Source organism: Pseudomethylobacillus aquaticus (assembly GCF_003730115.1).
GTDB classification, from domain to species: domain Bacteria; phylum Pseudomonadota; class Gammaproteobacteria; order Burkholderiales; family Methylophilaceae; genus Pseudomethylobacillus; species Pseudomethylobacillus aquaticus.
Genome location: NZ_RJVP01000001.1, coordinates 547,213 through 573,464, shown reverse-complemented (window position 1 = coordinate 573,464; position 26,252 = coordinate 547,213). Strand labels below are relative to the sequence as shown.

Below are 26,252 nucleotides of genomic sequence, written 5' to 3'. Positions count from 1 at the left end.
TTTACAAAGGAGCAAAAAATGATCGTGATCACAGGTGCAAATGGGCAATTAGGCCGTCTGGTCATCCAGTCCCTGCTTGAAAAAATACCAGCAACACAGATCGTGGCCGCCGTGCGCAGCCCGGAAAAAGCGCAGGACATCGCCGCTTTGGGCGTACAGGTGAGGCAGGCGGATTACAACCGGCCGGATACGCTGGATGCAGCGTTCAACGGGGCGAGCAAAGTGCTGCTGATCTCCTCAAGTGAGGTTGGCAGCCGGGTGGCGCAGCACCAGGCGGTGATGGCTGCGGCACAGCGCGCAGGCGTGGGCTTGTTAGCCTATACCAGCCTGTTGCGGGCCGACACTTCACCGCTTGCGCTGGCCAGCGAGCATGTGGCGACGGAGCAGGCGCTCAAGGCTTCCGGCATCCCGTTCGTGTTGCTGCGTAATGGCTGGTATACGGAAAACTATGCCGCCAGCATTCAGCCTGCCTTGACGCATGGCGTATTCATCGGCAGTGCTGGCACAGGCAGGATCGCCTCCGCCAGCCGGGCCGATTACGCACAGGCTGCCGCCACGGTGATGGCCAGCGAGGGTCAGGCAGGGTTGGTCTATGAGCTGGCGGGTGATGAGGCCTACACCTTGGCTGATTTTGCCGCTGAGTTGTCCCGCCAGGCTGGTCAGCGCGTGAGCTATCAGGATCTACCGCAAGCCGCCTTTGCAGATGCGCTGGCTGGTGCAGGTTTGCCGCCCGCATTTGCTGCACTGCTGGCAGATTCGGATGCAGGGGCTGCCAAAGGCGCACTGTTTGACGATGCGCGTCAGTTGAGCCGTTTGATCGGTCGCCCTACAACAACGTATGCCTCGGTGATTGCAGCCAGTTTGAAGGGCTAGCTGTGCTGGTGAACTGCCTGCCCATCCGTTCGGGCTAGCTTGCTTAATTCAGGCTACGCAAGCGCTTGAAGGTGGTGGAGGGCAGTTCGCCGAACATCTTTTTATATTCCTGCGAGAAATGCCCGAAGTGCCAGAAGCCCCAATGCGCGGCGGCCTCGGTAACGGAGTTGGCGGTTTTCAGCATGCGGCGCACGCCGTTCAGGCGCTCGGCGCGCAGGTAAGCCACCGGGTTGGTATGCAGGTAATGCTGAAAGCTGTATTGCAGGCTGCGCCGGCTGATGTCCAGGTGCTGGCACAGGTCGGCCACGCTGATCGGGCTGTCGTAATGCTGCTGCACGAACTGGCGTGACTCGCCCAGCATGTTCCAGCATTTGCTGGCAGCGCTGGTGGCATGTGCGTCGCTGGTTTCGCCCGCCAGCACGGCGGCCACCTGTTGCAGCACATGGTGCTTGAGCGATTGCATGGCCACCGGTTGATGGATCAGCGCCGGGTTGCTGCGCAGCATGTCGAATGCGCCTGTCATCAGCTCACGCAGCGGGGTCAGTTGCGACTCCGGCATGCGCAGCAGGTGCGAGTCACGGCACACGCGGCTCAGTTGCTGTTCGCCAGCCTCGCCCATGTAGGCCAGCAGTTCCTGGCGCTCAAGCGCGATACCGGCCATGAGCAGACCGGTGGGGGAATAGAATTCAAAGCCGTTGCGGCCTGAAAAAACGTGCAGGGACTGGGTGCTGGATGGGGCGCCGCAGAAGATGCCGGCATTCTGCAAGGCCAGCGGCACGCCGATGGCGATCACCGATTCTGGTAACTGGCCGTGCTGGAACAGGCTCTGGCTGGTGAATTCATGGAACAGGTGCATGCCTTGCACATGCAGCTCGGTGACATAGCCTTTGAACGCCCCGGAGGAAAGCTGCACATAATCCTGATTCCAGCCGCTCAGCAGGCTGGCCTGCTGCTCAAAATCGCCCGAGCTCTGGTTGCGAAAACTGGTGCCGGGGCGCAGGGCGGGTGCTGCCTTGTGATATTCTTGCGGCTGCATTTTGTCTGGCCATCGATAAAGATGTGCTAGCAGCATGCAATAAATGTTCCTTGCGAACAAGCTAATTTTTATATTGAATAATCAATCTGTTGGGCCGCTTTTGTGGCGTGTCTGGCAGAGGGTTGCGCTGCCATGCACCAAGGCGGCACATTCAGTGCACTGATGATCATTTATGCAAACGCTCCCTATCGCTCAAATTGAATCCCTGGACCAGGAAGGCCGTGGCGTCGCCCATGTGGATGGCAAGACCATCTTCATCGATGGCGCGCTGATCGGCGAAACCGTCACCTTCAAATCCCACCGCAGTAAAAAGAGCTACGAAGTGGCCAATGTGGTGGATGTGCTCACGCCCTCCGGCCTGCGCACCAAGCCCAAATGCAAACACTTCGGTATGTGCGGCGGCTGTGCCCTGCAACATCTGGACTTCAGCGGCCAAGTGGCCGCCAAGCAGCGTTTATTGGAAGCGGATATGTGGCACATCGGCCGTGTAAGGCCAGAGACCATGATGCCGCCCATCTACGGCCCGGCCTGGGGCTACCGCCACAAAGCCCGTCTGCGCGTGCGGCATGTGCCCAAGAAGGGCGGTGTGCTGGTCGGCTTCAACGAAAAGGCCAGCAGTTATGTGGCGCACATGGACAGCTGCGAAGTGCTGCCACCCAAGATATCGGCCCTGATCGTGCCCTTGCAGCAGTTGGTGGCCAAACTCAGTGTCATCAACCAGCTACCGCAGATCGAAGTGGCCGTGGGCGAGCACGCCACCGTGCTGGTGCTGCGCATCCTGGAAGCCCTGCAGCCGCAAGACACCCCGCACCTCAAGGCGTTTGCCGATGAACACGGCGTACAGATCTGGACGCAGAGCAAAGGCCCGGACACCGTCAAACCGTTCTACCCGCTGGATGGCCCGGGGCTGAGTTATTCGCTGCCTGAATATGAACTGACCTACCCGTTCAAACCCACCGAGTTCACGCAAGTCAACCCGCACATCAACCGCGTGATGCTGCGCCGCGCCATGCAATTGCTGGATCCGCAAAAAAACGAACGCATCGCCGACTTTTTCTGCGGATTAGGCAACTTCACTCTGCCCATCGCCCGCAGTGGTGCCAGCGTGCTGGGCATGGAAGGCTCCGCCAGTCTGGTGGCACGTGCGGTGGAAAGCGCCGCGCTGAACGGGCTGGCTGGCCAGGTCGAGTTCCGCGAGGCTGACCTGTTCAAAATGACCCCCGAACTGCTGCAAACCTTGGGTAGCTTCGACAAATGGCTGATCGACCCGCCGCGTGACGGCGCGCTGGACCTGGTCAAATCCCTGCCGGACGCCGTGAACGAAGAGGGCGTGCCGCAAGCCCTGTGGGGCCCGGAGCGCATCGTCTACGTATCCTGCAACCCCTCCACGCTGGCGCGCGACGCGGGGGTGCTGGTCAACCTCAAAGGTTACCGACTGCGTGCGGCGGGCGTGATCAATATGTTCCCGCATACCGCGCATGTGGAATCGATCGCCTGGTTTGAGCGGGGCTGATGTCTAGGGCGGCATGATGTTGCTGCCAGTACTGCTGAAACCTCGGGCTTTGCTACGCGGTGGCAAACTATCAGGGTGGTAGGGCATATCTGCCCGTGGTGCGTTGCAGCCCAATAGGGCCTGCCCGCTTGCGCTACGCCGCAAAGAAGTGCACGAAATGAGTAAACAAACCAAAGCATTTGCCCTTAAGATTGAGTTGCTGTTGAGATGCGTGTTTCGGTTTTTGAAGATGGACGAAGTACTGGATATTATTCATACGGCGTACCGCAAGCGGGTACGCCCTACCGGTCTTGATCAAGTAACGTGAGCACCGCCGATATTGATTGATTTTCTACAGAAAATTAGGACGTACTAAAATAATTTAGTCATACTGATTAAAAATAAATTGATATCAAATACTAAACTTTTAAGGAAAACTATGACAACTACGATTACGATTCAATACCAAGAATGGAATGAAACAACCAAAAGGCCTGATGATTGTGCACTTAACGAAGACAATTTAACAGCTCAGTCAATTTCAGACATACCGACAGTCGGCGATTATGTTTGCCTTTCAGTTACTGATGACGCCTACAAAATTCGCTCACGTTTGTTTACATACTCATCCACAAGCACTATTTCTGTAAATCTAGTAGTCGAAAAAGCCAATAACTTTTCTGAGCTACTTAAAGAATAATGCCTAACCCCTCTCTAGGGACTTCCCCCGCCCGTCAAGCATAATGATCCTGACACCCGGTGAAGCCGGGTATGGATGCGCCTTGATTGTTGATTGGTACTACTTTCCCCTGCAATTGCCCGATAACTTCAAGGATCAGACTGCATCTCTCTAGTCGGCCTTGTTGCGGATCATTGTTGCTTCGCGGGCCATGATATTAGCCGCGCACCTGGACCTCATTCATTCATCGGCCTGGCCGGGTTCGCTGATCAGGCTCCCCCGCGTGTTGCCGGCCATCAGGTTAGTCAGGTTCTCCAGGTGCTCGGTCTTACCTCTTGGCTATCGCTGCATTTTGCAGTGCGGTTGCTCTTTTACGCTGGTGTCACGCTTCGCTTCCAGGCGTCGGCGTCATAGGCTTCGTCTTTGGCCAGCATCGCCCACAGAATGCGGGCGTGTTTGTTGGCAATGGCAATCAGCGTCTTGTGGTAGCCCACCCGCGCATAGACTTCCACGATCCAGCGCTGGAGACGGCTGGCGCGTTCCGGTGGCTGTTTCAGGGCGCTTTGCAAGCTACTGCGGGCGCCTTGAATTAATAAATAGGGTCAGACACGATATTGACGGCTAAAGCTATGATTGTGCTCGGTTTTTATTCACGCTTACCCGGTCTAATACTCAATCTGCAACGATCAGCCACCTGAACTTTTATTCTGTGGCCCTGCGTCAGCCATAGGGGTATCCGCTTTCATCACGCAGCATGACAGTACGCACCTGAGTCAATTCAAGTGATTGATTATATTGTGTAGTCTTGTTTTTTCATGAGGGGGCTTATTCGTGATCCACAAAGAACGACTGACGGCGACGCTTGATGGGGACTTCGTGGTGTTTCTCATCGGCATGCGCATCAACCAACCCTTGAAAGTGCATAAGTGGCTGCCTGCGGCGGCTGCCATGCCGCGCATGCTCAGGGAGTTGAAGCGCCAGCCGGAGCTGGGCTTGATACACGCCGAAATGTGGTTCTCTCGCAACATCATCTTCGTGCAATATTGGCGCTCGATGGAGCAGTTGCTGGCCTACGCCAAAGATAAGCAGGCTGAGCATCTGCCAGCCTGGCGTGCGTTCAATCAGGCGGTGGGTACTGATGGCTCGGTTGGTATCTGGCATGAAACCTATCACGTCTCGCCGGGTGGGTATGAAAACGTCTATGTCAACATGCCGCCGTTCGGCCTGGGCAAGGCGGGTGTGTTGCAGCCAGCCACGGGCGGCAGGCAGTCTGCAGCAGGGCGCTTGAAAAGCAGCTATCACGTTCCTTGACCCTGTCGCTAAGAGGTGGTTTGCATGGGTATTACGCTGCCGCCAAGATGGTATAAGTATTGCCATCAAGGCGCGTGCCGAAAGAAATGGGCGGACACGCGATTCAATTTTAAGCCACTGACTGAACTCAACATAATCAAGTTGCGTAAATTGTTAACGTGTCCAACCCCGGATGGCTGTGAATCTAGAACAGGATGTCCACGTTTTCCAGCTTGCTCACGCCCAGCAGTTCGATGGTAAAGTCAGCTTGCCCGTCACCGTTCACATCGCCAGAAAGCAGCGTGTCTTCGCCGACCTGGGTTGCCACCAGACGACCCGCCACGCCCACTTCAAACGCCTCTGCCATCACGAATTTCTGATTGCCACGTGCCAGGACGTTTGCGTCGATCTTGCGGAAATCCAGGTGGTCTAGCCCGCTGGTGAAGTCGGTCACTACATCGCGTGCGCCTGCACGTGTGCCGATCTGGGTCACATCCCCAAAAATAAACACATCCTTGGCACCGCCGCCAGTCAGTTCATCCACGCCTTCGCCAGAGGCCAGGCGCTCGGAGCGGTCGGTTCCCTGCAGGATACGGGTCAATCCAAACACGGTGAGGGTGTTGCTCACCTCGTTGGTCAGTGCCAGCAGCGCTTGACCGGTGGGGCTGTCGCTTGCGCTGACATAGGTGAGGCCTTCAGGGGAAATGTCGCCCAGGTTACGCACATAGGTTACAAACTGCACGCGGTCCACATTGGTCACGTCGTAAATCATCGCGCCACCGCCGCCACGCTCCACACCAACGATGGCAAAGCTACGGCCGGCGATGGTGGCAATGGTCACGCCTTCTGGCTCTGGTCCTTTGTCATCGCTGCGGCTGTCATCAAACGTGCCGCCACTGCTGAAATTGCCCTGGCTCGCCATGTAACGTTCAATATGATCGCCGCTGTCAAACACCACCTTGCCGGTGGAATCCAGAATCGAGAAAGAGCGGCCACCGTAGGCCAGAATCTGGTCGATGTCGCCATCACCGTCGGTATCGCCGGAGATCCACTGGCCTACCTGGTCAGGGTCCGGTGTGTTCAGGCGCCCCAAGGATGAGTTGCTTTGCAATGCGGCGGCATCGGGGAATTTTTCCGGATCCAGCTTCAGGCTGGACAAGCGTGCTTTTTCACCACCAGTGATGAAATCGTCACGGTCATCGCCTTCATTGGCAATCGCGTAGTAAGTCTTACCAGCAGTCGAAAACGCGGCGATGGCATCCGGCATGTACATGCCAAACACCGGCTTGTTGGAGGTAGGCACATAGGCGTTGCCGCCAGTGCTGCTGTCGCGGTCACTGAAGTCATACTTCATGCCTTCATAGCTTTTCAGGCCCAGAGGCACAATCTCGGTAATCTTGGCTGTTGCGATGTCCAGAATGGCCACGGCATTGGCTTCCTGCAGCGTGATCATGGCCGTTTTGCCATCCGGGCTCACGGCGATGTATTCGGGCTCCACGTCCTGGCTAACCGTTTTGCCGTGAAAAATGCGTACCCCGGCTTCGCGCAGAGCGTCTTCTGTGCCATTGAATGCAGTGAAGTCAGCGGTCTGTACGCTGGCTTGTGCCACGCCGCCAGACAGGTCAATGATGGAAATGGACCCTTCAGGATCAATCGCGCCATTGGGCGCACTGCGTTCAGCTTCGTTGGCCACCAGAATCTTGCTGCCGTCCGGGCTGAAGGTCAGCATGTCTGGTTGCGCGCCTACGGTGATGCTGTTCAGCAATTGTCCGTCAGCATTGATCAGCAACACCTTGCCGGGCTCGGTTTTGGGGGAGTTTTCGACGGCAATTGCGATGATGCCGTTTTTTACGGCAACGCTGTTGACGCCATTCACAAAGGAAAACGGCTCAGCGGTGAGGTCCAGGGTCTTTTCCAGTATCAGGTTTGCCGGGTCGCTGGCATCCACGATCAGCAGGCCATTACCTGGCGTGGTCACAAAGAATTTCTGGGAAGCCGCATCGTAGGCGGAGATTTCCGCACCGCTGAGTGCAATGGAATCCAGCACATCAAAGCGTGCGTCGATAAATGAATTGCTGATCGCTGTTGCCATGTTTTCTCAATCCTCTAGGGTGACCTGAAAGGCAGCTATTAGATGATTCATACATGACAGCCGTATGGCGAATGTGTGAAACGGTGATCGTGCTGGGGTGGGGGAGGTCGCTACCTCTGGCAAGGTGTTGATTTATTTTATATTGATAGTTTTTATATGGCATGAACCAGCATGTATTGAAGTTGCTTAAGTTCACATTTTCGCCATCGCCGGGCATGTTCTCGAAACTTGTCTACGCTATCGAGTAGCCCAAAATGCGGGTGTCTTCATTCCATCAGATGCTGAATATCCGTCTTTAAATTGCAATTCATGCTGGCGATCTGTCCATTTCCTGCATTTATTTATCAACCGATTGCGCACTATCTGGTCTGACCTCGTTTACCATTGATTCCGAATGCTCGCCTGAGCCTACTGAACAGCGAAGTAACGCCGAAATCTTGTCATCCGCATCCCAAAACCCAGAACTGCCATGGTCCAAGTCGCGTCGAGGTGATCGCACGCTTGATATCCGCATCAGCCGTAATACGCTGGTGGCGGCGATCGCGTCCATCCTTGTGCATGCGGTGCTGCTGTTCTTCTTTTTTCCGACCACGCCGCTGATGCCGCCATCGGGCGCCACCACGCCGAGCAAAGAGATCGTGGTGCAACTCAGCCCACCCCCAGCCAGGCAGGCCGAACCTCCACCGCCGGTGGAGGCGCCGGTGCTACAGCCGCCACCCAAGCCGCGCCCGGCTAAACGCGCGCCCGCGCCCAAGGCGCCGCCGGTGATGGCGGTGGACAAGCCACCCGTGGATGAACCACCCGTGCAAACGCGTCCTTTGCCGCCGCCCCCTCCGCCTGCGCAGCCCGACAGCGCGGAGCCTACTGACATGATGTCTTACATCGCCGCAGCGCGGGCGCGGCGCGAGCGCGAGGAGCGGCTGGCCGCGATCGAGAACGCCGATGCAGTGGCCAGGGAACGTGGCCCTACCGAAGAAGAGCGGCGGGACGCCATCATCAAGCGCAACCTGCAAGGCCGTGACAGCAACGGCGGCATGTTCCTTGTGCTGAGCAAGAACAGCCGCAGTGCCACCATCCGCTTCAACGGCTGGAAGGGCGATTACAGCATCTCCAAACAGGAAACCTACGAGATCGAACCCGGTGCCGATGGCGACATCAATAAAGCCATCATCCGGCGTGTGATCGAGCGTATCCGTCAGGACAACCCGGGCGATTTCCCCTGGGAGTCGCGCCGTCTGGGTCGTACCGTCACGCTGTCAGCGCGCAGGGAAGACAATGCCGGGCTGGAGGATTTTCTGATGGAAGAGTTCTTTGGCACCCGCGGACGGTCGTTCAACCCCTAGATCGCAGCGGCAACAGCGCAGGCTAGGCTATCGATACCCGGCGGCTGTTGGCCCGAACGGCCTAGCTGGTTTGTTGAAGATGCGCTTGATCGGCAAGGGGCTTGCGTAGTTCTTCCAGCACCAGGCCCTCCACCTTGGCGATGCCAAAGCGCGGGTCACGCGGAAAGGCATGCAGGATGCCGGTGCGCTGATAGCCCAGCCGCTGGTAATAGGCGATCAGCGTCTCGCGCAGGGTGATCACGGTCATGCGCATGGTGTTGGCCTGCCATTGCTGCTGCGCCAGCCTTTCGCATTCTGCGATGAGTGCCCGACCTATGCCACGCGCCTGCAGCTGCGGGTTGACCACCACCATGCCCAGATAAGCCCCAACCGGGTCGCGCTTGAGATGGGCGGAGGCACACAGGCTGTGCTGTGCAAAACCCAGAATGAACAGGGAATCCGCTGCCGCGATCAGCTCGCTGATCTCGTCGGCTTCGGTGCGCTGGCCGTCCAGCAGGTCGGCTTCCGTAGTCCAGCCAGCGCGGCTGGCGTCGCCCCGGTAAGCGCTGTTGACCAGCGTCACGATGGCAGGGGTGTCGGCGTGCGTCGCGATGCGCCAGCTGATGTGGGGTGGGCTGCTTGTCATGGCGCGCTATAGTGCCGCGGGTGGCCTTGCAGGGCAAGTTGCCAGGCCTCGCGCTTGGCGTGCAGAGACATGGCGGCGTGTGCCGGGCTGGTGGAGGGCGCACGTATCAGTTGCACTGCGGGCGAGGCGGGTAGCAGCGCGTGCACATGGCGTCGCCACAGCGTGTATGCGGTGCTGCCGTTGAAGATGATGCGCTGCAGTTCCGGGTGGCGCGTCAGCATGGGCGCGAAGTCGTTGACTCGCAGGCTTTGCGGCTGGATGGCGCTATCCAGGCTGCCGGTTCGCTCACAGGAGGCCAGCACATCCCAAAGCCCGATGCCGTGTTGTTGCAACTGGCTCAGGCGCGCTGCATAGCACGCTGCCTTGATGCCTAGCAGCCCGCTCAAAATAGGCCAGAACGCGTTGTGCGGATGCGCATAATATTGCTGCGCCTGCAAGGAGCGCACGCCCGGCATGGAACCTAGGATCAGGGTATGCATCTGTGCAGGCTCCACGGCATTGAAACTGCGCGCGAGGTGGCTGGCTGCTGGTGAGGGTGGGGTGGACATGCCAGCGATTGTAATCTCAAGTAGACTGCGCACATGCTGCGCATCCGCTTCTTCTCCTGCTTCTTCTATGAGCTTTTTTCTAGTTTCCGCTCCGGCTCCAGCCTGGTTTTACCCGCGAGTACCCACCCAGTTGCACTACCTGCTTATGCGCTGGCGCTGGCGCTGACGGCTTGCGGGGAGCAGCCTGCCGCCACACCGCCAGCCACATCGGCCTACGCCCCCATCCGCATGGCCGTGGCACAGGCCCCGGTGAACCTGGACCCGCGCGTGGCCACCGATGCTGCTTCCGAGCGCGTCAACCGCTTGTTGTATCGCCCGCTGGTGGATTTCGATGCACAGTCGCGTCCGGTGCCTGCGCTGGCCAGCTGGGAGAGGCTGGACGCGACCCATTACCGCTTCACATTGGTGCCGAACACCACAGGCACGCTGCGTGCGTTCCACAATGGTCAGCCGCTCACCGCGCATGACGTGGTGGCCACTTACCGTTCATTGATGGGCATGGCTGCGTCGCCACGCAGTGCGGAGTTCGCCAACATTCAGCGTGTGGATGCGGTGGACGACGACACCGTGCTGTTCCAGCTGAAACAGCCGGATGCGGATTTTCCGGCGCGGCTGGTGGTGGGCATCCTGCCTGCGGCGCTGATCCAGGCTGGGCATGATTTTGCGCGTGCGCCAGTCGGCAGCGGGCCGTTGCGCTTTGTGAGCTGGCAGGGTGCGTTGACCTTAGAGCGGCTGGCCGATCAGCAGCGCATCCAGATCAGCGAGGTGAAAGACCCCACCGTGCGCGTGCTCAAGCTGCTGCGCAGCGAGGTGGATCTGTTGCAGGGGGATTTGCCGCCCGAATTGCTGCGCTATTTGCAGGGGCGTCCTGGCATCCAGGTGCAAAGCGCGCCCGGTGCCAATTTCTCCTACCTTGGCTTCAATTTTAACGATCCGGTGCTGCAAGACCTGCGCGTGCGCCAGGCCATCGCCCATGGTGTGGATGTGGCGGCCATCGTGCGCCAGGCGCTGGTGCCGGGCAGCCGTGTGGCTGGTGCAGTGCTGCCGCCCGAACATTGGGCGGGCAATGCTGGATTGGCGGCCTATGCGTATGATCCGGCGCGTGCACTGGCCTTGCTGCGCGAGGCAGGCGTGCCGCTGCCGCTCAAGCTGGTATATAAAACCTCCACCGATGCGCAGCGCGTGCGTCTTGCCACCATATTACAGGCCCAGTTGAAACCGGCGGGCATCGCACTGGAGATCCGCAGCCTGGATTGGGGTACCTTTTTCGAGGACATCAAACAGGGGCAGTTCCAGTTATATGGCCTGACCTGGGTGGGGCTGCGCACCCCGGAGATCTACCGGCTGGCGTTCCATGCCGGCAGCGTGCCGCCACGTGGGGCCAACCGTGGGCGTTATGCCGACCCGGTGCTGGACGGCATGATAGCGGCGGCGGACTGGCCAGCGGTGACGCAGCGTGTGCATGCGCAACTGCCGTATCTGCCGCTGTGGTACGAAGGACAGTTTGCCGCGATGCGTGTGGACATGCAGGCTTATCAGTTACGGCCGGACGGCAACTGGGACGGTTTGGTCAGCCTGCGTAGAAGTGTTGAACCTTGATGCCGGTTTGATAGGTGCATACCGGGCTGTGAATCGCATGTGTTAGCATGTACACATTGTGTTTGGAGGCTTTCATGACCACGACCGTCACCATCCGACTGGAGGATGGCATCAAGGAAAAGCTGGAAAAGCTGGCCGATGCCACCAATCGCAGCCGTTCATTTCTGGCGGCAGAGGCGATACGCGCTTATGTGGAAACCAATGAATGGCAGATCCACGAGATTCAGCAGGCATTGCTAGAGGCTGACGCCGGTGATTTTGCCAGCGAGCAGGAGTTGCAGGCGGTGACAGAGAAATGGCGTCACACGGAACCTGGCTGACATGCAGGTGAAGTGGCTGCGTGCAGCGCTCAATAATCTGGACGAGATCGCCGCCTATATTGCGCTTGAGAACCCGCAGGCGGCGGCCATGGTGGTGGCGCGCATCATGAGTGCGGTGCAACAACTCAAGACCCTGCCAGCATCGGGCCGGCCAGGCCGGGTGCTGGGTACGCGAGAGCTGCTGGTGACAGGCTTGCCTTATCTCTTGCCTTACCGCATCCGTGGTCAGCAGATTGAAATCCTGCGTGTGTTTCATACCTCAAGGCAGCCACCAGCGCATTGGTAGGCCTGGGTGATATTGTGTCAATACTGGCTGTACCATTGCGTTTAAGCAGCATCCAAACCGGCGATGGGTTAAAGCTGTATTGATCAAAAGCCGTACTGATCAAAAAAAACGGAACGATTATCAAAGCCTATCCCTAACAAAACCTATGCAGATCGATATCTCCATCCCTGACCAGACCCTGCGCCTGCTGGACGCCACCGGGCAGCTGCGCGCGCAATATCCGGTTTCCACCGCACTGAACGGGCCGGGTGAGCTTAAAGATAGCGGCTGCACGCCGCGTGGTCAGCATGTGGTGCGGGCCAGGATAGGCGAGGGCGCAGAGGTGGGCACGGTGTTCCGTGGGCGACGCCCTACAGGCGAGATCTGGTCGCCTGCGCTGGCAGCGGCGCATCCGCAACGGGACTGGATATTGACGCGTATCCTGTGGCTGTCCGGCTGCGAGCGCGGTATCAACCGCCTGGGCGCGGTGGACAGCATGCAGCGTTACATCTACATCCACGGCACACCGGATAGCGAACCCATGGGCGTGGCGCAGTCGCACGGCTGTATCCGCATGCGTAATGCCGATGTGATCGATTTGTTCGAGCAGGTGCCGGTTGGCACCGTCGTGCACATCCATGCTTGAAAACGCTGCTTGAACGCTATTTTTGAAGGCTATCCTTGAACGTGATGATTAGGAACGATGCTTAAACGTTTGCTGGGTGTGCTGCCGGTGGTGTTCGGGGTGCTGCTGCTGACCTTTTTGCTGGTGCATCTGGTGCCGGGCGATCCGGTCGAGGTGATGCTTGGCGAATCCGCCACCCAGGCCGACCGTGCCGGGCTACGTGCTGCGCTGGGCCTGGATCAGCCGCTGCCTGTGCAGTTCGGCCATTACCTGCTGCAGCTTACCCAGGGGGATTTTGGGCGCTCCATCCATAGTGGTGCCGACATCGCCGGGCTGCTGGCAGAACGCCTGCCTGCCACCTTGAGACTGGCTTTGCTGGCGCTGGCGATCGCCGTGCTGATCGGCTTGCCGCTCGGTATTCTGGCGGCTTTGCACGCCAGACGCTGGCCTGACCAGTTGGCGACCATCGCCAGCCTGACCCTGTCGGCCATGCCGCACTTCTGGCTGGGCCCTTTGTTGATGCTGCTGTTCGCGCTGTGGCTGGGCTGGTTGCCGGTGAGTGGCATGGAAGGGCGCTGGGCTATGGTTCTGCCTGCGCTGACGCTGGGCTTCGGCCTGGCTGCCATCCTCACCCGCATGACACGCGCCAGCCTGCTGGAAGTGCTGCACGAGGATTATGTGCGCACAGCGCGCGCCAAGGGCTTGCCTGAACGGCAGGTGATCCTGGGGCATGCGATGCGGGCCGCCTTGCTGCCGGTAGTGACGGTGCTGGGCCTGCAACTGGGTTCGCTGCTGGCTGGGGCCGTGATCACCGAGACCATCTTCAGCTGGGACGGCATAGGCCGCTTGCTGGTGGAATCCATCGAAAAACGCGATTATCCGGTTACCCAGGCCTGTGTGCTGGTGATCGCCCTGAGTTATGTGCTGGTCAATCTGCTCACCGACCTGGTCTACGCCAGGCTGGACCCGCGTATCCGGTTCGCGTCATGAAGCACTGGGCTGGGTATGTAGTGCTGTTCTGGCTGCTGGCCGCGCTGCTGGGTTTGCTGCTGTCCGTGTCAGGGCTGGCACTGCCCGGTTTTGCTCAAGCGGACCAGATCGACCTGAGCCACTTGCTGGCTTTGCCGGACAGCAGCGCCTGGCTGGGGCGTGATGATCTGGGGCGCGATATCCTGTCCCGTTTGCTAGAGGGTGCCTCGGTGGCGCTCAGTGTGGCCCTGGTGGTCACCAGCATCACGCTGCTGTTTGGTACCTTGCTGGGACTGCTGGCCGGGTATTACGGCGGCTGGCTGGACCGGCTGCTGATGCAGATCACCGATGTGTTCCTGGCTTTTCCTGGCATCCTGCTGGCCATTGCGTTTGCGGCCGTGCTGGGGCCAGGCCTGCTCAATCTGGTGATGGCGCTATGCCTGACCTCCTGGGTGGGCTATGCACGGCTGACGCGTGTGCAGGCCTTGTCCTTGCGGCAACGCCAGCATGTGCAGGCGGCCGAGTCTCTGGGCGCCAGCGTGCCGCGCATCCTGCTGCGGCATATATTGCCTTTGCTGGCTGCGCCGCTGCTGGTGGAAGCCACTTACGGCATCGCCGGGCTGGTCATCGCGGAGGCCAGCCTGTCGTTTCTGGGCTTGGGTATCCAGGCTCCGCATGCCTCCTGGGGCAGCATGCTGCGTGATGGTGTGCGTTATCTGCTGGTGGCACCACATTATGTGCTGGCGGTGGGCTTCAGCCTGATGTCGCTGGTGCTGGCCGTGAATGTGCTGGGTGACCGCCTGCGCGATGCGCTGGATGTACGGCGCAGCGACTGATGTGCTGGCGTTTCCCTGCTAACATGAACCATCCTTCTTCTTCCAGGCTATAAGCCGTATGCAAGCCAAACGCCAGTATCGTCACTACGACCTCATGATGGCCGCGTTCGTCACCGTGCTGGTGTGTTCCAACCTGATCGGACCGGCCAAGGTGGCGCAGATCGAGCTGGGGCCGTTCGGCGTGTTGGGCATGGATACGCTGACCTTCGGCGCGGGCATCATGTTCTTCCCGATCTCGTTCATCTTTGGCGATATCCTCACCGAGGTGTATGGCTATGCCAATTCACGCCGGGTGATCTGGGCCGGGTTTCTGGGGCTGGCATTCGCGTCTTTCATGGCCTGGGTGATCGTGGCCTTGCCACCAGCGCCGTTCTGGGACAATCAACACGAGTACGAAGTGGCGTTCGGTTCGGCCTGGCGCGTCTCGCTGGCCTGTCTGGTGGCATTTGCGGCGGGCGAGTTCGTCAACTCTTACATCATGGCCAAGATGAAGATCTGGACTGCCGGGCGTCACCTGTGGGGGCGCATGACCGGGTCCACCATCTTTGGTGAGGGCGTGGATACCGTGCTGTTCTTCCCGCTGGCGTTCTATGGCACCGGTGTGATCCCGGATGATCAGATCTGGTATGTGGTATGGATACAATTCGTGGCCAAGGTGGCCGTGGAGGTGGCGTTCATGCCCATCACCTATAAAATCGTGGCCTGGCTCAAGCGCGCCGAGAACGAGGACTACTATGACCGTAACACCGATTTCAATCCGTTCAGCATGAAAGGTGCAGAATGAGTTTAGGCCCCATCATGCTCGATGTCGTCGGCACCGAGTTGACCGACGACGATATCCGCCGCCTGCAGCATCCGCTGGTGGGCGGGGTGATCCTGTTCGCCCGCAATTACACCTCCTGTGCGCAGCTCAAAGCGCTGACCGCCAGCATCCATGCGGTGCGGCAGCCACCGCTGTTGATCGGCGTGGACCATGAAGGCGGGCGTGTACAGCGCTTCCGCGACGGCTTCACGCGCATCCCGCCCATGCGCGAGTTCGGCAAGATCTGGGACCAGCACCCCAAGCGTGCGCGCCAGCTGGCCGAGGCGGCGGGCTGGATCCTGGCCGCCGAACTGCGTGCGCATGGCGTGGATTTCAGCTTCACGCCAGTGCTGGACATGGACTATGGCGAAAGCCTGGTCATCGGTGACCGTGCGTTCCATGCGGACACCCAGGCCATCCACGAGCTGGCGTTCGCGCTCATGCAGGGGCTCAGAAAAGGCGGCATGGCGGCGGTAGGCAAACACTTCCCGGGTCACGGCTTCGTGGTGGCGGATTCACATGTGGCCATGCCGGTGGATGAGCGCAGTTTCGACCGCATCGCCGAGGCGGATCTGCAGCCGTTCCGGCGCATGATAGACGACGGCATCCCGGCCATCATGCCTGCGCATGTGATCTACGCTGCGGTGGACGACAAGCCGGCCGGCTTCTCGGAGCGCTGGTTGCAGAAAGTGCTGCGCCAGCGGCTGGGCTTCAATGGCGCGATCTTCAGTGACGATCTGACCATGGAGGCGGCGAGTGCTGGTGGCGATGTCACCACACGTGCGCAGGCCGCGCTGCAGGCGGGTTGCGATATGGTGCTGTTGTGCAACCGCCCCGATCTGGCCGATGAGCTGCTCGCCCGGCTGGAATGGCGCATGCCGGCGCAGAGTCTGGCGCGCTTGGCACGCATGCACGGCGCGCATCATCCGGCCAGCATGGATCAGTTGCGTGAAGATGCAAGCTTCGTGCATGCGCTGCACGAGGTGGGCCTGGTCGGCAAAGTGGCCGGCACGCTGCCGTTGTGACGCAGATACCGATTTGTTATAGCTGATTTGTTACATGAGCAAGGTTGAAACTTTGCTATAGTTTGGGTAGTCTTAAACTCAGTTGTTCACCAAGGAGTAAGTGATGCAAAGCAATTATCAAGTTTCCACGCAAGCTGGCGGCCTTAGCGCCGAGAGCCACAAGGTATTGCGTAACACCTACGCCATGCTAGGCCTGACCATGATCCCGACCGTGATCGGCGCGTTCATCGGCATGAGCATGAACTTCAGCTGGATGCAGGGCAGCCCGATCATGAGTTCGCTGATCATGCTGGCGGTGATCTTCGGCATGTTCTTCCTGATCTCGGCCAACCGTAATAACAGCATGGGCGTGGTCCTGCTGCTGGGCCTGACTTTCATGCTGGGCCTGATGCTGGGCCCTATCCTGCAAGTGGCATTGAACCTGCGTAATGGCGCCGAGCTGGTCGGTTTGGCCGCAGGTGGTACCGGCATCATCTTCATGACGCTGGCTGGTATCGCCACCACGTCCAAACGCGATTTCAGCTTCATGGGCAATTTCCTCATGATAGGCATCATCCTGCTGATCGTGGCTTCGCTGGCCAACCTGTTCTTCCAGATCCCGGCCCTGTCGCTGGCCTTGTCTGGTGTGGCAGTGCTGCTGTTCTCCGGCTTCATCCTGTATGACGTGAGCCGCATCGTGAACGGTGGCGAAACCAATTACGTGATGGCCACGCTGGGCATCTACATGAGTATCTACAATCTGTTCGTGAACCTGCTGCAACTGCTGATGGCGTTTGCTGGCGACCGCGAATAAGCACGGAATTCGCTGGCAAGCGGATCTGGCCGGCCCTTCGGGGCCGGTTTTTTATTGTCCGCCGTCTGCGTCCGGGGAGGCCACGTCAGTCACAGGTTTGGCTTTGCGTCGGCGCACAGCGAAGAAGTCGGACAGGATCTGGCCGCAATCCGCTGCCAGCAGTCCGCCTGCGACCTGGGTGTGATGATTGAGTCTGGGTTCTGCCATCAGGTCCAGCACGCTGCCGCAGCAACCAGTCTTGGGGTCGTGCGCGCCATACACCAGGCGGGTGATGCGCGCATGCTGGATGGCGCCGCTGCACATGGCACACGGTTCCAGGGTGACATACAGGCTGCAGTCCACCAGACGGTAGTTGCCGAGATACGCGGCGGCGTCACGCATGGCCATGATCTCGGCATGCGCAGTGGGATCATTGCCGCTGATGGTAGCGTTGCGGCCACGCCCGATGATGATGCCATCCTTGACCACCACCGCACCCACTGGCACTTCGCCCAGCGCGGCGGCTTCGGCAGCCAGTTGTAGCGCCTGCTGCATGAATAGCTGGTCGGTGCTGGACTCGGTCATCGGGAGGCAAGCAGAAACGGCTTAATCATGCAGCTGTTTCTGTCCCCAGCGCACCAGCACGAAGGTGATGGCCAGCCCCAGGCCTGAGCCTACCCACAGGAACAGTTCTTCCGCGGTGGGCGTGATCTCCTGCACCGGCAGCACGATCAGTTTGCGCAGCACCAGCACCATGGCCACTTCGATGAAGGTCTCCACACGCAGCTTGCTGCCCATCAGATAGCTGATCTCGGCCGAGATCAGCGCCGACACCGACCACAGCAACATCAATGTGCCCAGCGCATGCAAAAAGCCATGCACCAGGTTGTGTGAGTAGGCGGCTTCTTTCACATCCACGAAGAACAGCCAGGTGAACATGATGACCGAAACGGCCAGTGCCAGCCCGATCACGATGTGTGCAAAGCCGTTCAGCCACAACATGGCGCGCACGATGTAGCGGTTGACGACACTGAACTCTTCAGGGAAATGGGTCTGGGGCATGGCGGGTTACCGATTCACGTTGGCTTGAGACCCCCGCATTTTGGCATCAGATGATGAGTTGTTCCAGTGTGAGCTGTTCAAATTGTTTCAGCAGCCACTGCTGCGCCTTGCCGCCTTCGCTGCACCAGGCGAGGTAACTCACTGCTTCTGGTTTGGGTTCGGCGACGCGCTTGATACGCAGGCGACCTGCCGCTGCCTCGCGTTCAGCCAGGCCCTGCGGCAGATAGCCTACCCCCAGGCCATGCACTTGCGCCAGCAGCTTGCTGTGCATGTCCGGCACGGTGAGCACGTCCTGACCGCTGAGGATGCCGGAAGTGCGTGGTGGCAGGTTGCGTGAGCTGTCCGCAGCGGAGATGGAACGATGCTGCTGGATGTCCTGATTCTTGAGGGGCTCGGGTAGCGCCGCGAGCGGGTGATGCGGGGCTACGCAGAAGTGGAAATTAAGCGGCCCCATGGGCCGGATGGAATAACCACCTCCGGGCGGACCTTCGCCTGGGGCGCCAATGGAAATGGAAGCGCGTCCGCTGATCAGGGCGTCCCAGCTGCCGCCATACACTTCGCGCAGCACGCGCAAACGGGTGCCGAAGCCCTGCGCATAGAAGCGTTCCAGGATGGGGTAGAGCGGTGCTATGCGCAACAGGTCGCTGACGGCGATGGCAAGCTCGGTTTCCACGCCGGTTGCCACTCGTTTGACACGTGCTTCCAGTTCGCCTGCGGCCTGCAGCAGGTGGCGACCCTCGCGCAGCAGTTCGGCACCGGCCTCGGTGAGCAGGGCGCGGTGACCGCTGCGGTCGAACAGGCTGACGCCCAGATCTTCTTCCAGCTTGCGCACGCTGTAGGTGATGGCAGACGGTACGCGGTGCAAGGCATCCGCCGCCGCTGCAAAGCTGCCCTTGCGGGCGATGGCGTCGATGACCTCCAGCGCATCCAGCGATAATCTAATGTTCATTTATTTTGAACAACCCATGCAAATCATTTCGCTTTTTTCATAAATCGATCAGGAATAGCATACATCATCTTATTCAAACACGTTGAATGAAAAGGACCTCACCATGATCCAGTTACGCAGATCCGAGCAGCGCGGCCACGCCAATCACGGCTGGCTGGATAGCTATCATTCGTTCTCGTTCTCCCAGTATTACGACCCCCAGCACATGAGCTATTCGGTGCTGCGCGTCATCAACGAGGACGTGGTGGCGGCCGGGCAGGGCTTTGGTATGCACCCGCACCGCGACATGGAGATCATCACCTACATGCTGCGTGGCGAGTTGCAGCACAAGGACAGTCTGGGCAATGGCTCGGTGATCGCGGCAGGCGATGTGCAGCGCATGACCGCCGGTACCGGCATCGTGCACAGCGAGTTCAATGCCTCTGCCACGCAGGACGTGCATCTGCTGCAGATCTGGCTGTTGCCGGAAGCCAACGGCCTGACGCCAGGCTATGAAGAGAAGCATTTCGAAGCAGCCGAGAAGCGTGACCGCTGGTGTCTGGTGGCAGCACGTGGTGGCCGCGACGGGGCTTTGCACATCAATCAGGACGTTGCGCTGTATGCCAGCGTGATCAGTGCTGGCAACCGCCTGGATTACAGCATGGCGCCAGATCGTAGCGTATACCTGCAGGTGGCACGTGGCAGTTTGCGCCTCAATGGCGAGCTGCTGGATGCCGGTGACGCTGCCAAGATAGACCAGGCTCAGGCCATCAGCCTGCAGGCGCTGGAAGAAGCCGAGATCCTGTTATTCGACCTGCCTTCGGTGGCAGGACCGTATTCATCTTAAGGAGAGCATCATGACGCAAGTCGTTATCGTTTATCACAGTGGCTACGGCCATACCGCAGAACAAGCCAAGGCCGTGGCACGCGGCGCCGCCAAGGTGGCAGGCGTGACCGTGCACCTGTTTACTGCGGATGAGGCCCAGCAACAATGGGAACTGCTCAAGTCCGCCGATGCCATCATCTTTGGTAGCCCGACTTACATGGGCTCGGTGTCCGCGCCGTTCAAAGCCTTCATGGACGCCTCATCCAAAGCCTGGGCCGCGCGTGACTGGAAAGACAAGATCGCTGCCGGCTTCACCAATTCGGCCAGCCAGAGCGGCGACAAGCTGGCTTCGCTGATCCAGTTGGCCGTGTTCGCGGCGCAACACGGCATGATCTGGGTAGGCCTGGACCTGATGCCCGGGAACAATCACAGCCAGGGCTCGGTCCATGATTTGAACCGTTTGGGCGGTTTTCTGGGCGCGCTGGCACAATCCAACGCGGACCAGGGGCCGGAACACGGCCCGATCGCCAGCGACCTTGCCACGGCCGAATATCTGGGCGAGCGCGTGGCTGGCAAAGCCGTGCAGTTCAAGCCAGACTGATGATCCTGATGCAACCATCGGCACTCACTGTGCAACACTCACTTTTCAACACTCACTTTTCAACCCAGTCGCCGGAGCTGCTCCGGCTTTAATCTCAGGAACTACAGTATGAAACCATCCCTGTCTTTGCTTGCCCTGCTGTTTGCCTTCAATGTCGCTCATGCCGAACCTGAAACCTACAAGATCGACAATGCGCACAGCTTTGCCAACTGGTCGCTGCGCCACGTGGTGTCCAAAACCTCGGGCACCTTTAGCGACATCACCGGCAGCATCAGCATAGACCGCAGCAACCTGGCCAACTCCAGCGTCAATGCCAGGATCAATGTGCTTAGCGTCAACAGTGCACACCCCAAGCGCGACGAGCACATCAAGAAAGAGGATTACCTCAACGCCTACACGTTTGGCGAAATGACTTTTGTCAGCAGCAAAGTGGTCGAGACCGCACCAGGCGAAGGCTTGTTGACCGGCACGCTGACGCTGCATGGCGTGAGCCGCGAACTCACCATGCCGTTCAAGGTGCTGGGCTTTGGTGCAGACCCGTTCGGTGGCTACCGTTCTGGCTTTGAAGCCAAAACCGCCCTCAAAGCCTCGGATTTCGGCTTCAAATGGGGTACCAAGCCGAACGGCCCGGTCGGCGATGACATCGAGATCAGCCTGCTGATCGAAGGCATACGCACCAAGCCATGATCCACTTTTATACTTTCCACCGTATCGTCAGGAGCACCACATGAGCATCGATCTATTCACACCGACCAAGCTGGGCAGTATCGCCCTTAACAACCGCATGGTGATGGCGCCGTTGACGCGTAACCGCGCCGGCGCAGGCAATGTGCCGCAAGACCTTAACGTCACCTATTATCAGCAGCGTGCCAGTGCTGGCCTCATCATCACCGAAGCCACGCCCATCTCCGCCATGGGGCACGGCTATCCGGCCACGCCTGGCATCCACACCGCCGAGCAGATCGCTGGCTGGAAGAAAGTGGTCAAGGCCGTGCATGAAGCTGGCGGCAAGATCGTGCTGCAGCTGTGGCATGTGGGCCGTATTTCGCACCCTTCGCTGTTGCCGGACCAAGCCTTGCCGGTAGCGCCATCCGCCATCAAGCCGGCTGGGCAGGCCTATACCTATACCGGCTTGCAGGATTTCGTGACCCCGCGCGCCCTGGGTACAGAGGAGTTGCCGGGTATCGTGGCCGATTATGCCCAGGCCACGCGCAATGCCCTGGAAGCCGGTTTCGACGGCGTGGAGATCCACGCGGCCAACGGTTACCTGCTGGATCAGTTTCTGCGTGATGGCAGTAATCAACGCAGCGACAACTATGGCGGCTCCATCGCCAACCGTGTGCGTCTGCTGCTGGAAGTGACCGAGGCGGTGGTCGCCGTGGCCGGTGCCGACCGTGTCGGCGTGCGCATCTCGCCACTCAATCCGTTCAACGACATGGCAGACAGTGACCCGCAAGCACTGTTCAACCATGTGGCCGAAGCGCTGAGTCCGTTCGGGCTGGCCTATCTGCATGTGGTGGAGGGCGGCACGCACGGCCTGGAAACTCCGCCCTTCGATTTCACCCTGTTGCGCAGCCTGTTCAAGGGGGCTTACATGGCCAATCTGATGTACGACAAGGCCAAGGGCAATGCGGCGCTGGCTGCTGGTAGCGCCGATGTGATCGCTTATGGGGTGCCTTTCCTGGCCAACCCGGACCTGGTGGCGCGTTTTGCCAAGGATGCACCGCTCAACACGCCGGACCAGGCCAGCTTTTATGGCGGCACTGAAAAGGGCTACACTGATTACCCGACACTGGAATCTGCCTAGCGTGTTTGTTTATACGCTGTTTAACATCATGCTGACGGTCAGCCGGTCTGGCCGTCAGCGGCGCATGCCATGGTGATCGACACAATGACATGCACAACATCAAAGGATCGCAATTGCAAAAACCTGCCATCACACAAGTCCCTATCGACCCGCTCATCGCTGAACGCTGGAGCGGCCGCGCCTATGACCCCACCAAGCCGGTCTCCGCCGAGCAGCAACTGGCTTTGCTGGAAGCCGCGCGCTGGGCGCCGTCCTGTTTCGGTGACCAGCCCTGGCGTTTTGTGGTGTGGGACAAACATGCCGATCCGGTCAACTGGCAACGTGCCTACGATTGCCTGGTGCCGGGCAATCAAAGCTGGGCCCAGCATGCCGGCCTGCTGATCCTGGCGGCAGCAGATACTTTGTTCACGCACAACGGCAAGCCTAACCGCTGGCATGGCTACGACACCGGCGCCGCCATGGAGAACCTGTGCCTGCAAGCTACCAGCATGGGCTTGATGGCGCACCAGATGGGCGGCTTCGATGGCGACATGCTGCGTGCCGAATTCGGTATCCCCGAGCAGATCAGCCTGATGGCCATGGTGTCGGTCGGCTATCCGGCGGATATCGCCACCGTTACCGGAGAACTGCTGGAACGTGAAACCGCACCCCGCACACGCCGCGCACTGGGCGAACTGTTCTTTGCCGGCAGCTGGGGTACGCCCATCGTGTAAGCTTGCCAGTCGCCTGGCCGGATACTCGCTCTGCTTTATTTGGCGTTTATCCTCGCAAAACCCGGCCACCGCCGGGTTTTTGCTTTGTTTACCGCCAAGTGTTGATTACGCCGTGCAGGCATCTGCCAGCCTGTCTATCTGATAGAATATGCGTTTTCAAATCATCAGGATGCTTTGCTATGGCCGTTGTAGAACTCACCAAAGCCAATTTCAAGGAAACCATCGAGAACAATCCGTTCGTGATTGTCGATTTCTGGGCACCGTGGTGCGAGCCCTGTGTCAATTTCACGCCCGTGTTCGAAGCCGCTGCAGCGAACAACCCGGACATCGTGTTCGGCATGGTCAACACCGAAGCCGAACCCGAGATCAGCGAATATTTCGATGTGAGCAAGATCCCGGCTATCCTCATCGTGCGCGAAACCGCCGGCATCCACGCCCAGCAGGGCGAGATCGGTGCGCCTGCGCTGGACAAGCTCATCGCATGGGCACGTGACTACGACATGACCGAAGTGCGTGCCTACCTGGCACAGCAATCCGCTTGAGCCGGTTCAGGGAGAGCACATGAACGTACAAAGCCACATCGCCGATATCGCCACGCCTACCGGCACCATGCGCACTTATGTGCACAGGCCAGCCGCTGCAGGCCGTTATCCGGTGATCCTGTTCTATTCGGAGATCTTCCAGCAGACCGGCCCCATCGAGCGCGCTGCACGCATCATGGCGGGCCATGGCTATGCCGTGCTGGTGCCGGAAGTGTTCCATGAGCTCAACGAGATCGGTACCGTGCTCGGCTATGACGATGCGGGCCGTGACAAGGGCAACGCCGACAAGGCCGCCAAGGACGTGCAGGGTTACGACACCGACAACCGTGCCATGATCGAATACGCCCAGCAACAGCCCTGGAGCAATGGCCAGATCGGCGCCATGGGCTTCTGTATCGGCGGTCATCTGGCATTCCGCGCGGCCTTGCAGCCTGAAGTGAAAGCCACCGCCTGTTTTTACGCCACCGATCTGCATACCACCATCATCCCCAACCAAGCTGGCCAGCACAGCATGGAACGCCTGGCGGATATACAGGGTGAACTGATGATGATCTGGGGCAAGCAGGACAACCATATCCCTACCGCGGGTCGTGCCGAGGTCTACAGCAAGCTCACCCATGCCAACCTGGTGTTCACCTGGCATGAGTTCAATGCCCAGCATGCGTTCATGCGCGACGAGGGGGAGCGCTATGACCCGGCGCTGGCGATGACCGGCTACCAGCTGGCCTTGCAGATGTTTGGCCGCACTTTGCACCAGGCCTGATCGGCATCCGCCTAAATGAAAAAGCCCACGATGATCGTGGGCTTTTTTACGTCCATTGATGCTGACTGGCTACTGGGCTGGCAGCAGTGGGGCCGGGTCTATGGATTTGCCCTGACGGCGGATCTCGAAATGCAGTTTCACGCGGTCGGTATCGGTGCTGCCCATCTCGGCGATCTTCTGCCCCTGGCTAACCTGCTGGCCTTCCTTGACCAGGATGTTGCTGTTGTGGGCATATACGGACAGGTAGGTGGCATTGTGTTTGATGATGACCAGTTTGCCGTAACCGCGCAGATCGGCACCGCTGTAGATCACCTTGCCTGCCGCAGCGGCCAGCACAGCCTGGCCCTGGCTGCCAGCGATGTCGATGCCTTTGGCGGAGCTGGTGTCATTGTAGCCCGCGATCAGTTTCCCTTTTGCCGGCCAGGCCCAGTTGACCGCGTCCGGGCCGGTCTCGCTAGCCGCTGCTGGTGGGCTGGCAGTGGAAGTGGTGTCTGCTGGCTTGGCTTCGACTGGCTTGCTGTCTGTGCTGCCGGGCAGGGCGGTGGTGGCTGGTTTTGCACTGGCGCTTGCTGCCGCTGCCGAGGCGGGTGCCTTGGTCTCGGGCGGCGTGTTGAGGGCCTGCAAACTGTAAGGTTCGCGTAACGCCTTGGGGTAGCCGATCACGGGTGCGCCGCCGGGGGCTGGCGTGGTGCTGGTCGGCAGCGGGCTGGTGATCGGGGTGCCAGCCGTAGTGCCGGTGCCAGCCGTGGCAGTGGGGGGTGCGGCGATCTGCACTGCAGACGTCACCGCTTCATCACCATTTTCGGTGCTACGCATCTCCGTGCTGCGCAAGGCTTGCAGGTTGAGCTGCTGGCCGATGCGCAGTGCATAAGGTGGGGTGAGGTTGTTGACGCGTGCCACATCGCGGTAATCCTGACCGTATTCAAGGCCTATGCTGTAGAGCGTGTCGCCTTTCTTCACTACGTGTACATCGGGCAGCCCTTCGCGTGGCGCTGGTTTTGCCGCGGCGGGTTTGCTCACAGCGGCGGCGGGAGGGGCTGGTTTGCTTGGTGGCAGGCGCTCGATGACAGGAGCCGGTGGGTTGCTGGCACAGGCGGCCAGCAGTAGCGTCACACAGGCAAGGTACAGATGATGCGTTGTTTTCAATTGGTTCCACCCAGTAAAGGCACGAATTTGACACTTTCCAGCTTGGATTGACGATATTCAGTGCCAGTGTTCTCGATGAGATAAAGGAACTGCTCGCTGGTTCCCACCGGGATCACCAGCCGCCCGCCGGGTGCCAGTTGCTGCAGCAACTGCTGCGGTATGTGTGGAGCAGCAGCGGTGACCATGATGGCGTCGAACGGAGCCAGTTCGGGCAGGCCGATGTTGCCGTCTGCGTGTTTCAGTTTGATATTGCTGAGGCGCAGCTCGCGCAGATGCTTGCGGGCTTTCATCAACAAAGGGCTGATGCGTTCCACCGAATAGACTTCGCTGGCCACTTTGGACAGCACGGCGGTTTGGTAGCCGCAGCCGGTGCCGATCTCCAGCACCTTGCCCAGCGGCTTGCCGGTACGCAGGATCTCGGTCATGCGTGCCACGGCGTAGGGCTGCGAGATGGTCTGACCGAAGCCTATGGGCAGCGAGACATCCTCATAGGCACGCGAGGCCAGCGCTTCATCCACGAAGATATGGCGGGCGATGCTGCCCATGGCAGCCAGGGTCACTTCGTCGCGTATGCCCTGCTCGCGCAGACGCGCCAGCATGCGCTCACGTGTGCGCTGCGAGGTCATGCCTATGCCATTCATCACGGTTGCCATCTCTACACCATCTCTACACT

31 protein-coding genes and 1 pseudogene are annotated in these 26,252 nt (G+C 59.6%); 22 read left to right on the top strand and 10 right to left on the bottom strand.

The features are described from left to right. The first annotated feature begins 18 nt into the window (after nucleotides 1-18). Nucleotides 19-873 carry an SDR family oxidoreductase gene (locus ED236_RS02685; protein WP_123236372.1) on the top strand — a complete coding sequence of 285 codons (855 nt, stop codon included), beginning with the start codon at nucleotides 19-21 and terminating at the stop codon, nucleotides 871-873. A 43-nt stretch (nucleotides 874-916) separates the two neighbouring features. Here the strand turns inward: ED236_RS02685 and ED236_RS02680 are convergent, their stop codons facing one another. Further along, on the bottom strand, nucleotides 917-1,909 hold the full coding sequence (locus ED236_RS02680) for a helix-turn-helix domain-containing protein (protein WP_162299573.1): 993 nt from the start codon (nucleotides 1,907-1,909) through the stop codon (nucleotides 917-919). A 172-nt stretch (nucleotides 1,910-2,081) separates the two neighbouring features. Between ED236_RS02680 and rlmD the strand changes: the two genes are divergently transcribed. From rlmD to ED236_RS12340, 3 genes are all read left to right on the top strand, one after another. Next, the gene (gene rlmD, locus ED236_RS02675) at nucleotides 2,082-3,422 is read left to right on the top strand and encodes a 23S rRNA (uracil(1939)-C(5))-methyltransferase RlmD (RefSeq protein ID WP_123236370.1); all 1,341 of its coding nucleotides are present in this window, start codon (nucleotides 2,082-2,084) and stop codon (nucleotides 3,420-3,422) included. 157 nt (nucleotides 3,423-3,579) lie between these two features. Then, nucleotides 3,580-3,729, top strand: coding sequence for a hypothetical protein (locus ED236_RS12450; RefSeq protein ID WP_155522419.1), 150 nt, complete (start codon nucleotides 3,580-3,582; stop codon nucleotides 3,727-3,729). A gap of 111 nt (nucleotides 3,730-3,840) precedes the next feature. Beyond that, entirely contained in the window at nucleotides 3,841-4,101 is a 261-nt protein-coding gene (locus tag ED236_RS12340) for a hypothetical protein (RefSeq protein ID WP_148042233.1), read from the top strand. Nucleotides 4,102-4,451: 350 nt separating this feature from the next. On the opposite strand, the pseudogene ED236_RS02670 reads toward ED236_RS12340, so the two are convergent. Beyond that, nucleotides 4,452-4,676 (bottom strand): annotated as a pseudogene (locus ED236_RS02670) (IS110 family transposase); the annotation flags it as partial. A gap of 235 nt (nucleotides 4,677-4,911) precedes the next feature. Here ED236_RS02670 and ED236_RS02665 point away from each other — a divergent pair. Further along, nucleotides 4,912-5,391, top strand: coding sequence for a DUF4188 domain-containing protein (locus ED236_RS02665; protein WP_123236369.1), 480 nt, complete (start codon nucleotides 4,912-4,914; stop codon nucleotides 5,389-5,391). 184 nt (nucleotides 5,392-5,575) lie between these two features. On the opposite strand, the gene ED236_RS02660 is transcribed toward ED236_RS02665, so the two are convergent. Then, nucleotides 5,576-7,462 carry a choice-of-anchor I family protein gene (locus ED236_RS02660; protein WP_123236368.1) on the bottom strand — a complete coding sequence of 629 codons (1,887 nt, stop codon included), beginning with the start codon at nucleotides 7,460-7,462 and terminating at the stop codon, nucleotides 5,576-5,578. Between the two features lie 437 nt (nucleotides 7,463-7,899). Between ED236_RS02660 and ED236_RS02655 the strand changes: the two genes are divergently transcribed. Then, nucleotides 7,900-8,805 (top strand): hypothetical protein, encoded by a 906-nt coding sequence (locus ED236_RS02655; protein WP_123236367.1) that lies wholly within the window; start codon nucleotides 7,900-7,902, stop codon nucleotides 8,803-8,805. Between the two features lie 61 nt (nucleotides 8,806-8,866). Here ED236_RS02655 and ED236_RS02650 read toward each other — a convergent pair whose 3' ends face one another. Together ED236_RS02650 and ED236_RS02645 are read right to left on the bottom strand one after the other, a co-directional pair. Beyond that, complete coding sequence (locus ED236_RS02650) at nucleotides 8,867-9,430, bottom strand: GNAT family N-acetyltransferase (RefSeq protein ID WP_123236366.1); 564 nt, start codon at nucleotides 9,428-9,430, stop codon at nucleotides 8,867-8,869. Further along, the gene (locus ED236_RS02645; protein WP_123236365.1) at nucleotides 9,427-9,978 is read right to left on the bottom strand and encodes a DNA-deoxyinosine glycosylase; all 552 of its coding nucleotides are present in this window, start codon (nucleotides 9,976-9,978) and stop codon (nucleotides 9,427-9,429) included. Before ED236_RS02645 ends, ED236_RS02650 begins: the two co-directional genes overlap by 4 nt. Nucleotides 9,979-10,011: 33 nt before the next feature. Here ED236_RS02645 and ED236_RS02640 point away from each other — a divergent pair, with 33 nt between their 5' ends. The 9 genes from ED236_RS02640 (at nucleotide 10,012) to ED236_RS02600 (ending at nucleotide 17,212) form a co-directional block, all read left to right on the top strand. Then, nucleotides 10,012-11,577: an ABC transporter substrate-binding protein gene (locus ED236_RS02640; protein ID WP_420820405.1), complete on the top strand. Its 1,566-nt coding sequence runs from the start codon at nucleotides 10,012-10,014 to the stop codon at nucleotides 11,575-11,577. Nucleotides 11,578-11,651: 74 nt separating this feature from the next. Next, nucleotides 11,652-11,897 (top strand): CopG family ribbon-helix-helix protein, encoded by a 246-nt coding sequence (locus ED236_RS02635; protein WP_123236364.1) that lies wholly within the window; start codon nucleotides 11,652-11,654, stop codon nucleotides 11,895-11,897. A 1-nt stretch (nucleotide 11,898) separates the two neighbouring features. Then, nucleotides 11,899-12,183: a type II toxin-antitoxin system RelE/ParE family toxin gene (locus ED236_RS02630; RefSeq protein WP_123236363.1), complete on the top strand. Its 285-nt coding sequence runs from the start codon at nucleotides 11,899-11,901 to the stop codon at nucleotides 12,181-12,183. 145 nt (nucleotides 12,184-12,328) lie between these two features. After that, entirely contained in the window at nucleotides 12,329-12,808 is a 480-nt protein-coding gene (locus ED236_RS02625; RefSeq protein ID WP_123236362.1) for a L,D-transpeptidase, read from the top strand. Nucleotides 12,809-12,865: 57 nt separating this feature from the next. Further along, nucleotides 12,866-13,777: a nickel ABC transporter permease gene (nikB, locus tag ED236_RS02620; protein WP_123236361.1), complete on the top strand. Its 912-nt coding sequence runs from the start codon at nucleotides 12,866-12,868 to the stop codon at nucleotides 13,775-13,777. Next, nucleotides 13,774-14,592, top strand: a complete 819-nt coding sequence (locus ED236_RS02615) for an ABC transporter permease (protein ID WP_123236360.1) — start codon at nucleotides 13,774-13,776, stop codon at nucleotides 14,590-14,592. Before nikB ends, ED236_RS02615 begins: the two co-directional genes overlap by 4 nt. 58 nt (nucleotides 14,593-14,650) lie before the next feature. Further along, a complete protein-coding gene (locus ED236_RS02610) occupies nucleotides 14,651-15,376 on the top strand; it encodes a queuosine precursor transporter (RefSeq protein WP_123236359.1) in 726 nt (241 codons plus the stop codon). Continuing rightward, nucleotides 15,373-16,419 (top strand): beta-N-acetylhexosaminidase, encoded by a 1,047-nt coding sequence (gene nagZ, locus ED236_RS02605; RefSeq protein WP_123236358.1) that lies wholly within the window; start codon nucleotides 15,373-15,375, stop codon nucleotides 16,417-16,419. Before ED236_RS02610 ends, nagZ begins: the two co-directional genes overlap by 4 nt. Before the next feature lie 103 nt (nucleotides 16,420-16,522). Beyond that, a complete protein-coding gene (locus tag ED236_RS02600) occupies nucleotides 16,523-17,212 on the top strand; it encodes a Bax inhibitor-1/YccA family protein (RefSeq protein WP_193726052.1) in 690 nt (229 codons plus the stop codon). A gap of 51 nt (nucleotides 17,213-17,263) precedes the next feature. On the opposite strand, the gene tadA is transcribed toward ED236_RS02600, so the two are convergent. Genes tadA through ED236_RS02585 form a run of 3 tightly spaced genes read right to left on the bottom strand, consistent with a single transcriptional unit; the run spans nucleotide 17,264 to nucleotide 19,202 of the window. Next, complete coding sequence (tadA, locus tag ED236_RS02595; RefSeq protein ID WP_123236356.1) at nucleotides 17,264-17,776, bottom strand: tRNA adenosine(34) deaminase TadA; 513 nt, start codon at nucleotides 17,774-17,776, stop codon at nucleotides 17,264-17,266. A gap of 21 nt (nucleotides 17,777-17,797) precedes the next feature. Next, nucleotides 17,798-18,253 (bottom strand): phosphate-starvation-inducible PsiE family protein, encoded by a 456-nt coding sequence (locus ED236_RS02590; protein ID WP_123236355.1) that lies wholly within the window; start codon nucleotides 18,251-18,253, stop codon nucleotides 17,798-17,800. A gap of 46 nt (nucleotides 18,254-18,299) precedes the next feature. Further along, entirely contained in the window at nucleotides 18,300-19,202 is a 903-nt protein-coding gene (locus ED236_RS02585) for a LysR substrate-binding domain-containing protein (protein WP_123236354.1), read from the bottom strand. A gap of 103 nt (nucleotides 19,203-19,305) precedes the next feature. On the opposite strand from ED236_RS02585, the gene ED236_RS02580 reads away from it, so the two are divergent. The 7 genes from ED236_RS02580 (at nucleotide 19,306) to ED236_RS02550 (ending at nucleotide 24,433) form a co-directional block, all read left to right on the top strand. Continuing rightward, nucleotides 19,306-20,028, top strand: a complete 723-nt coding sequence (locus ED236_RS02580) for a pirin family protein (RefSeq protein ID WP_123236598.1) — start codon at nucleotides 19,306-19,308, stop codon at nucleotides 20,026-20,028. A 10-nt stretch (nucleotides 20,029-20,038) separates the two neighbouring features. Next, complete coding sequence (locus ED236_RS02575) at nucleotides 20,039-20,608, top strand: flavodoxin family protein (protein WP_123236353.1); 570 nt, start codon at nucleotides 20,039-20,041, stop codon at nucleotides 20,606-20,608. 108 nt (nucleotides 20,609-20,716) lie between these two features. Then, the gene (locus ED236_RS02570) at nucleotides 20,717-21,295 is read left to right on the top strand and encodes a YceI family protein (RefSeq protein WP_123236352.1); all 579 of its coding nucleotides are present in this window, start codon (nucleotides 20,717-20,719) and stop codon (nucleotides 21,293-21,295) included. Between the two features lie 40 nt (nucleotides 21,296-21,335). Then, nucleotides 21,336-22,415: an alkene reductase gene (locus ED236_RS02565; RefSeq protein ID WP_123236351.1), complete on the top strand. Its 1,080-nt coding sequence runs from the start codon at nucleotides 21,336-21,338 to the stop codon at nucleotides 22,413-22,415. Between the two features lie 113 nt (nucleotides 22,416-22,528). Next, a complete protein-coding gene (locus ED236_RS02560) occupies nucleotides 22,529-23,128 on the top strand; it encodes a nitroreductase family protein (RefSeq protein ID WP_123236597.1) in 600 nt (199 codons plus the stop codon). Nucleotides 23,129-23,307: 179 nt separating this feature from the next. After that, a complete protein-coding gene (locus tag ED236_RS02555; RefSeq protein WP_123236350.1) occupies nucleotides 23,308-23,670 on the top strand; it encodes a thioredoxin family protein in 363 nt (120 codons plus the stop codon). Nucleotides 23,671-23,689: 19 nt separating this feature from the next. Continuing rightward, nucleotides 23,690-24,433 carry a dienelactone hydrolase family protein gene (locus ED236_RS02550; RefSeq protein WP_123236349.1) on the top strand — a complete coding sequence of 248 codons (744 nt, stop codon included), beginning with the start codon at nucleotides 23,690-23,692 and terminating at the stop codon, nucleotides 24,431-24,433. A 69-nt stretch (nucleotides 24,434-24,502) separates the two neighbouring features. On the opposite strand, the gene ED236_RS02545 is transcribed toward ED236_RS02550, so the two are convergent. Further along, nucleotides 24,503-25,579, bottom strand: a complete 1,077-nt coding sequence (locus ED236_RS02545; protein ID WP_193726051.1) for a peptidoglycan DD-metalloendopeptidase family protein — start codon at nucleotides 25,577-25,579, stop codon at nucleotides 24,503-24,505. Continuing rightward, the gene (locus tag ED236_RS02540; RefSeq protein WP_123236348.1) at nucleotides 25,576-26,232 is read right to left on the bottom strand and encodes a protein-L-isoaspartate(D-aspartate) O-methyltransferase; all 657 of its coding nucleotides are present in this window, start codon (nucleotides 26,230-26,232) and stop codon (nucleotides 25,576-25,578) included. The genes ED236_RS02545 and ED236_RS02540 overlap by 4 nt, the downstream gene beginning before the upstream one ends. Nucleotides 26,233-26,252: the final 20 nt, after the last annotated feature.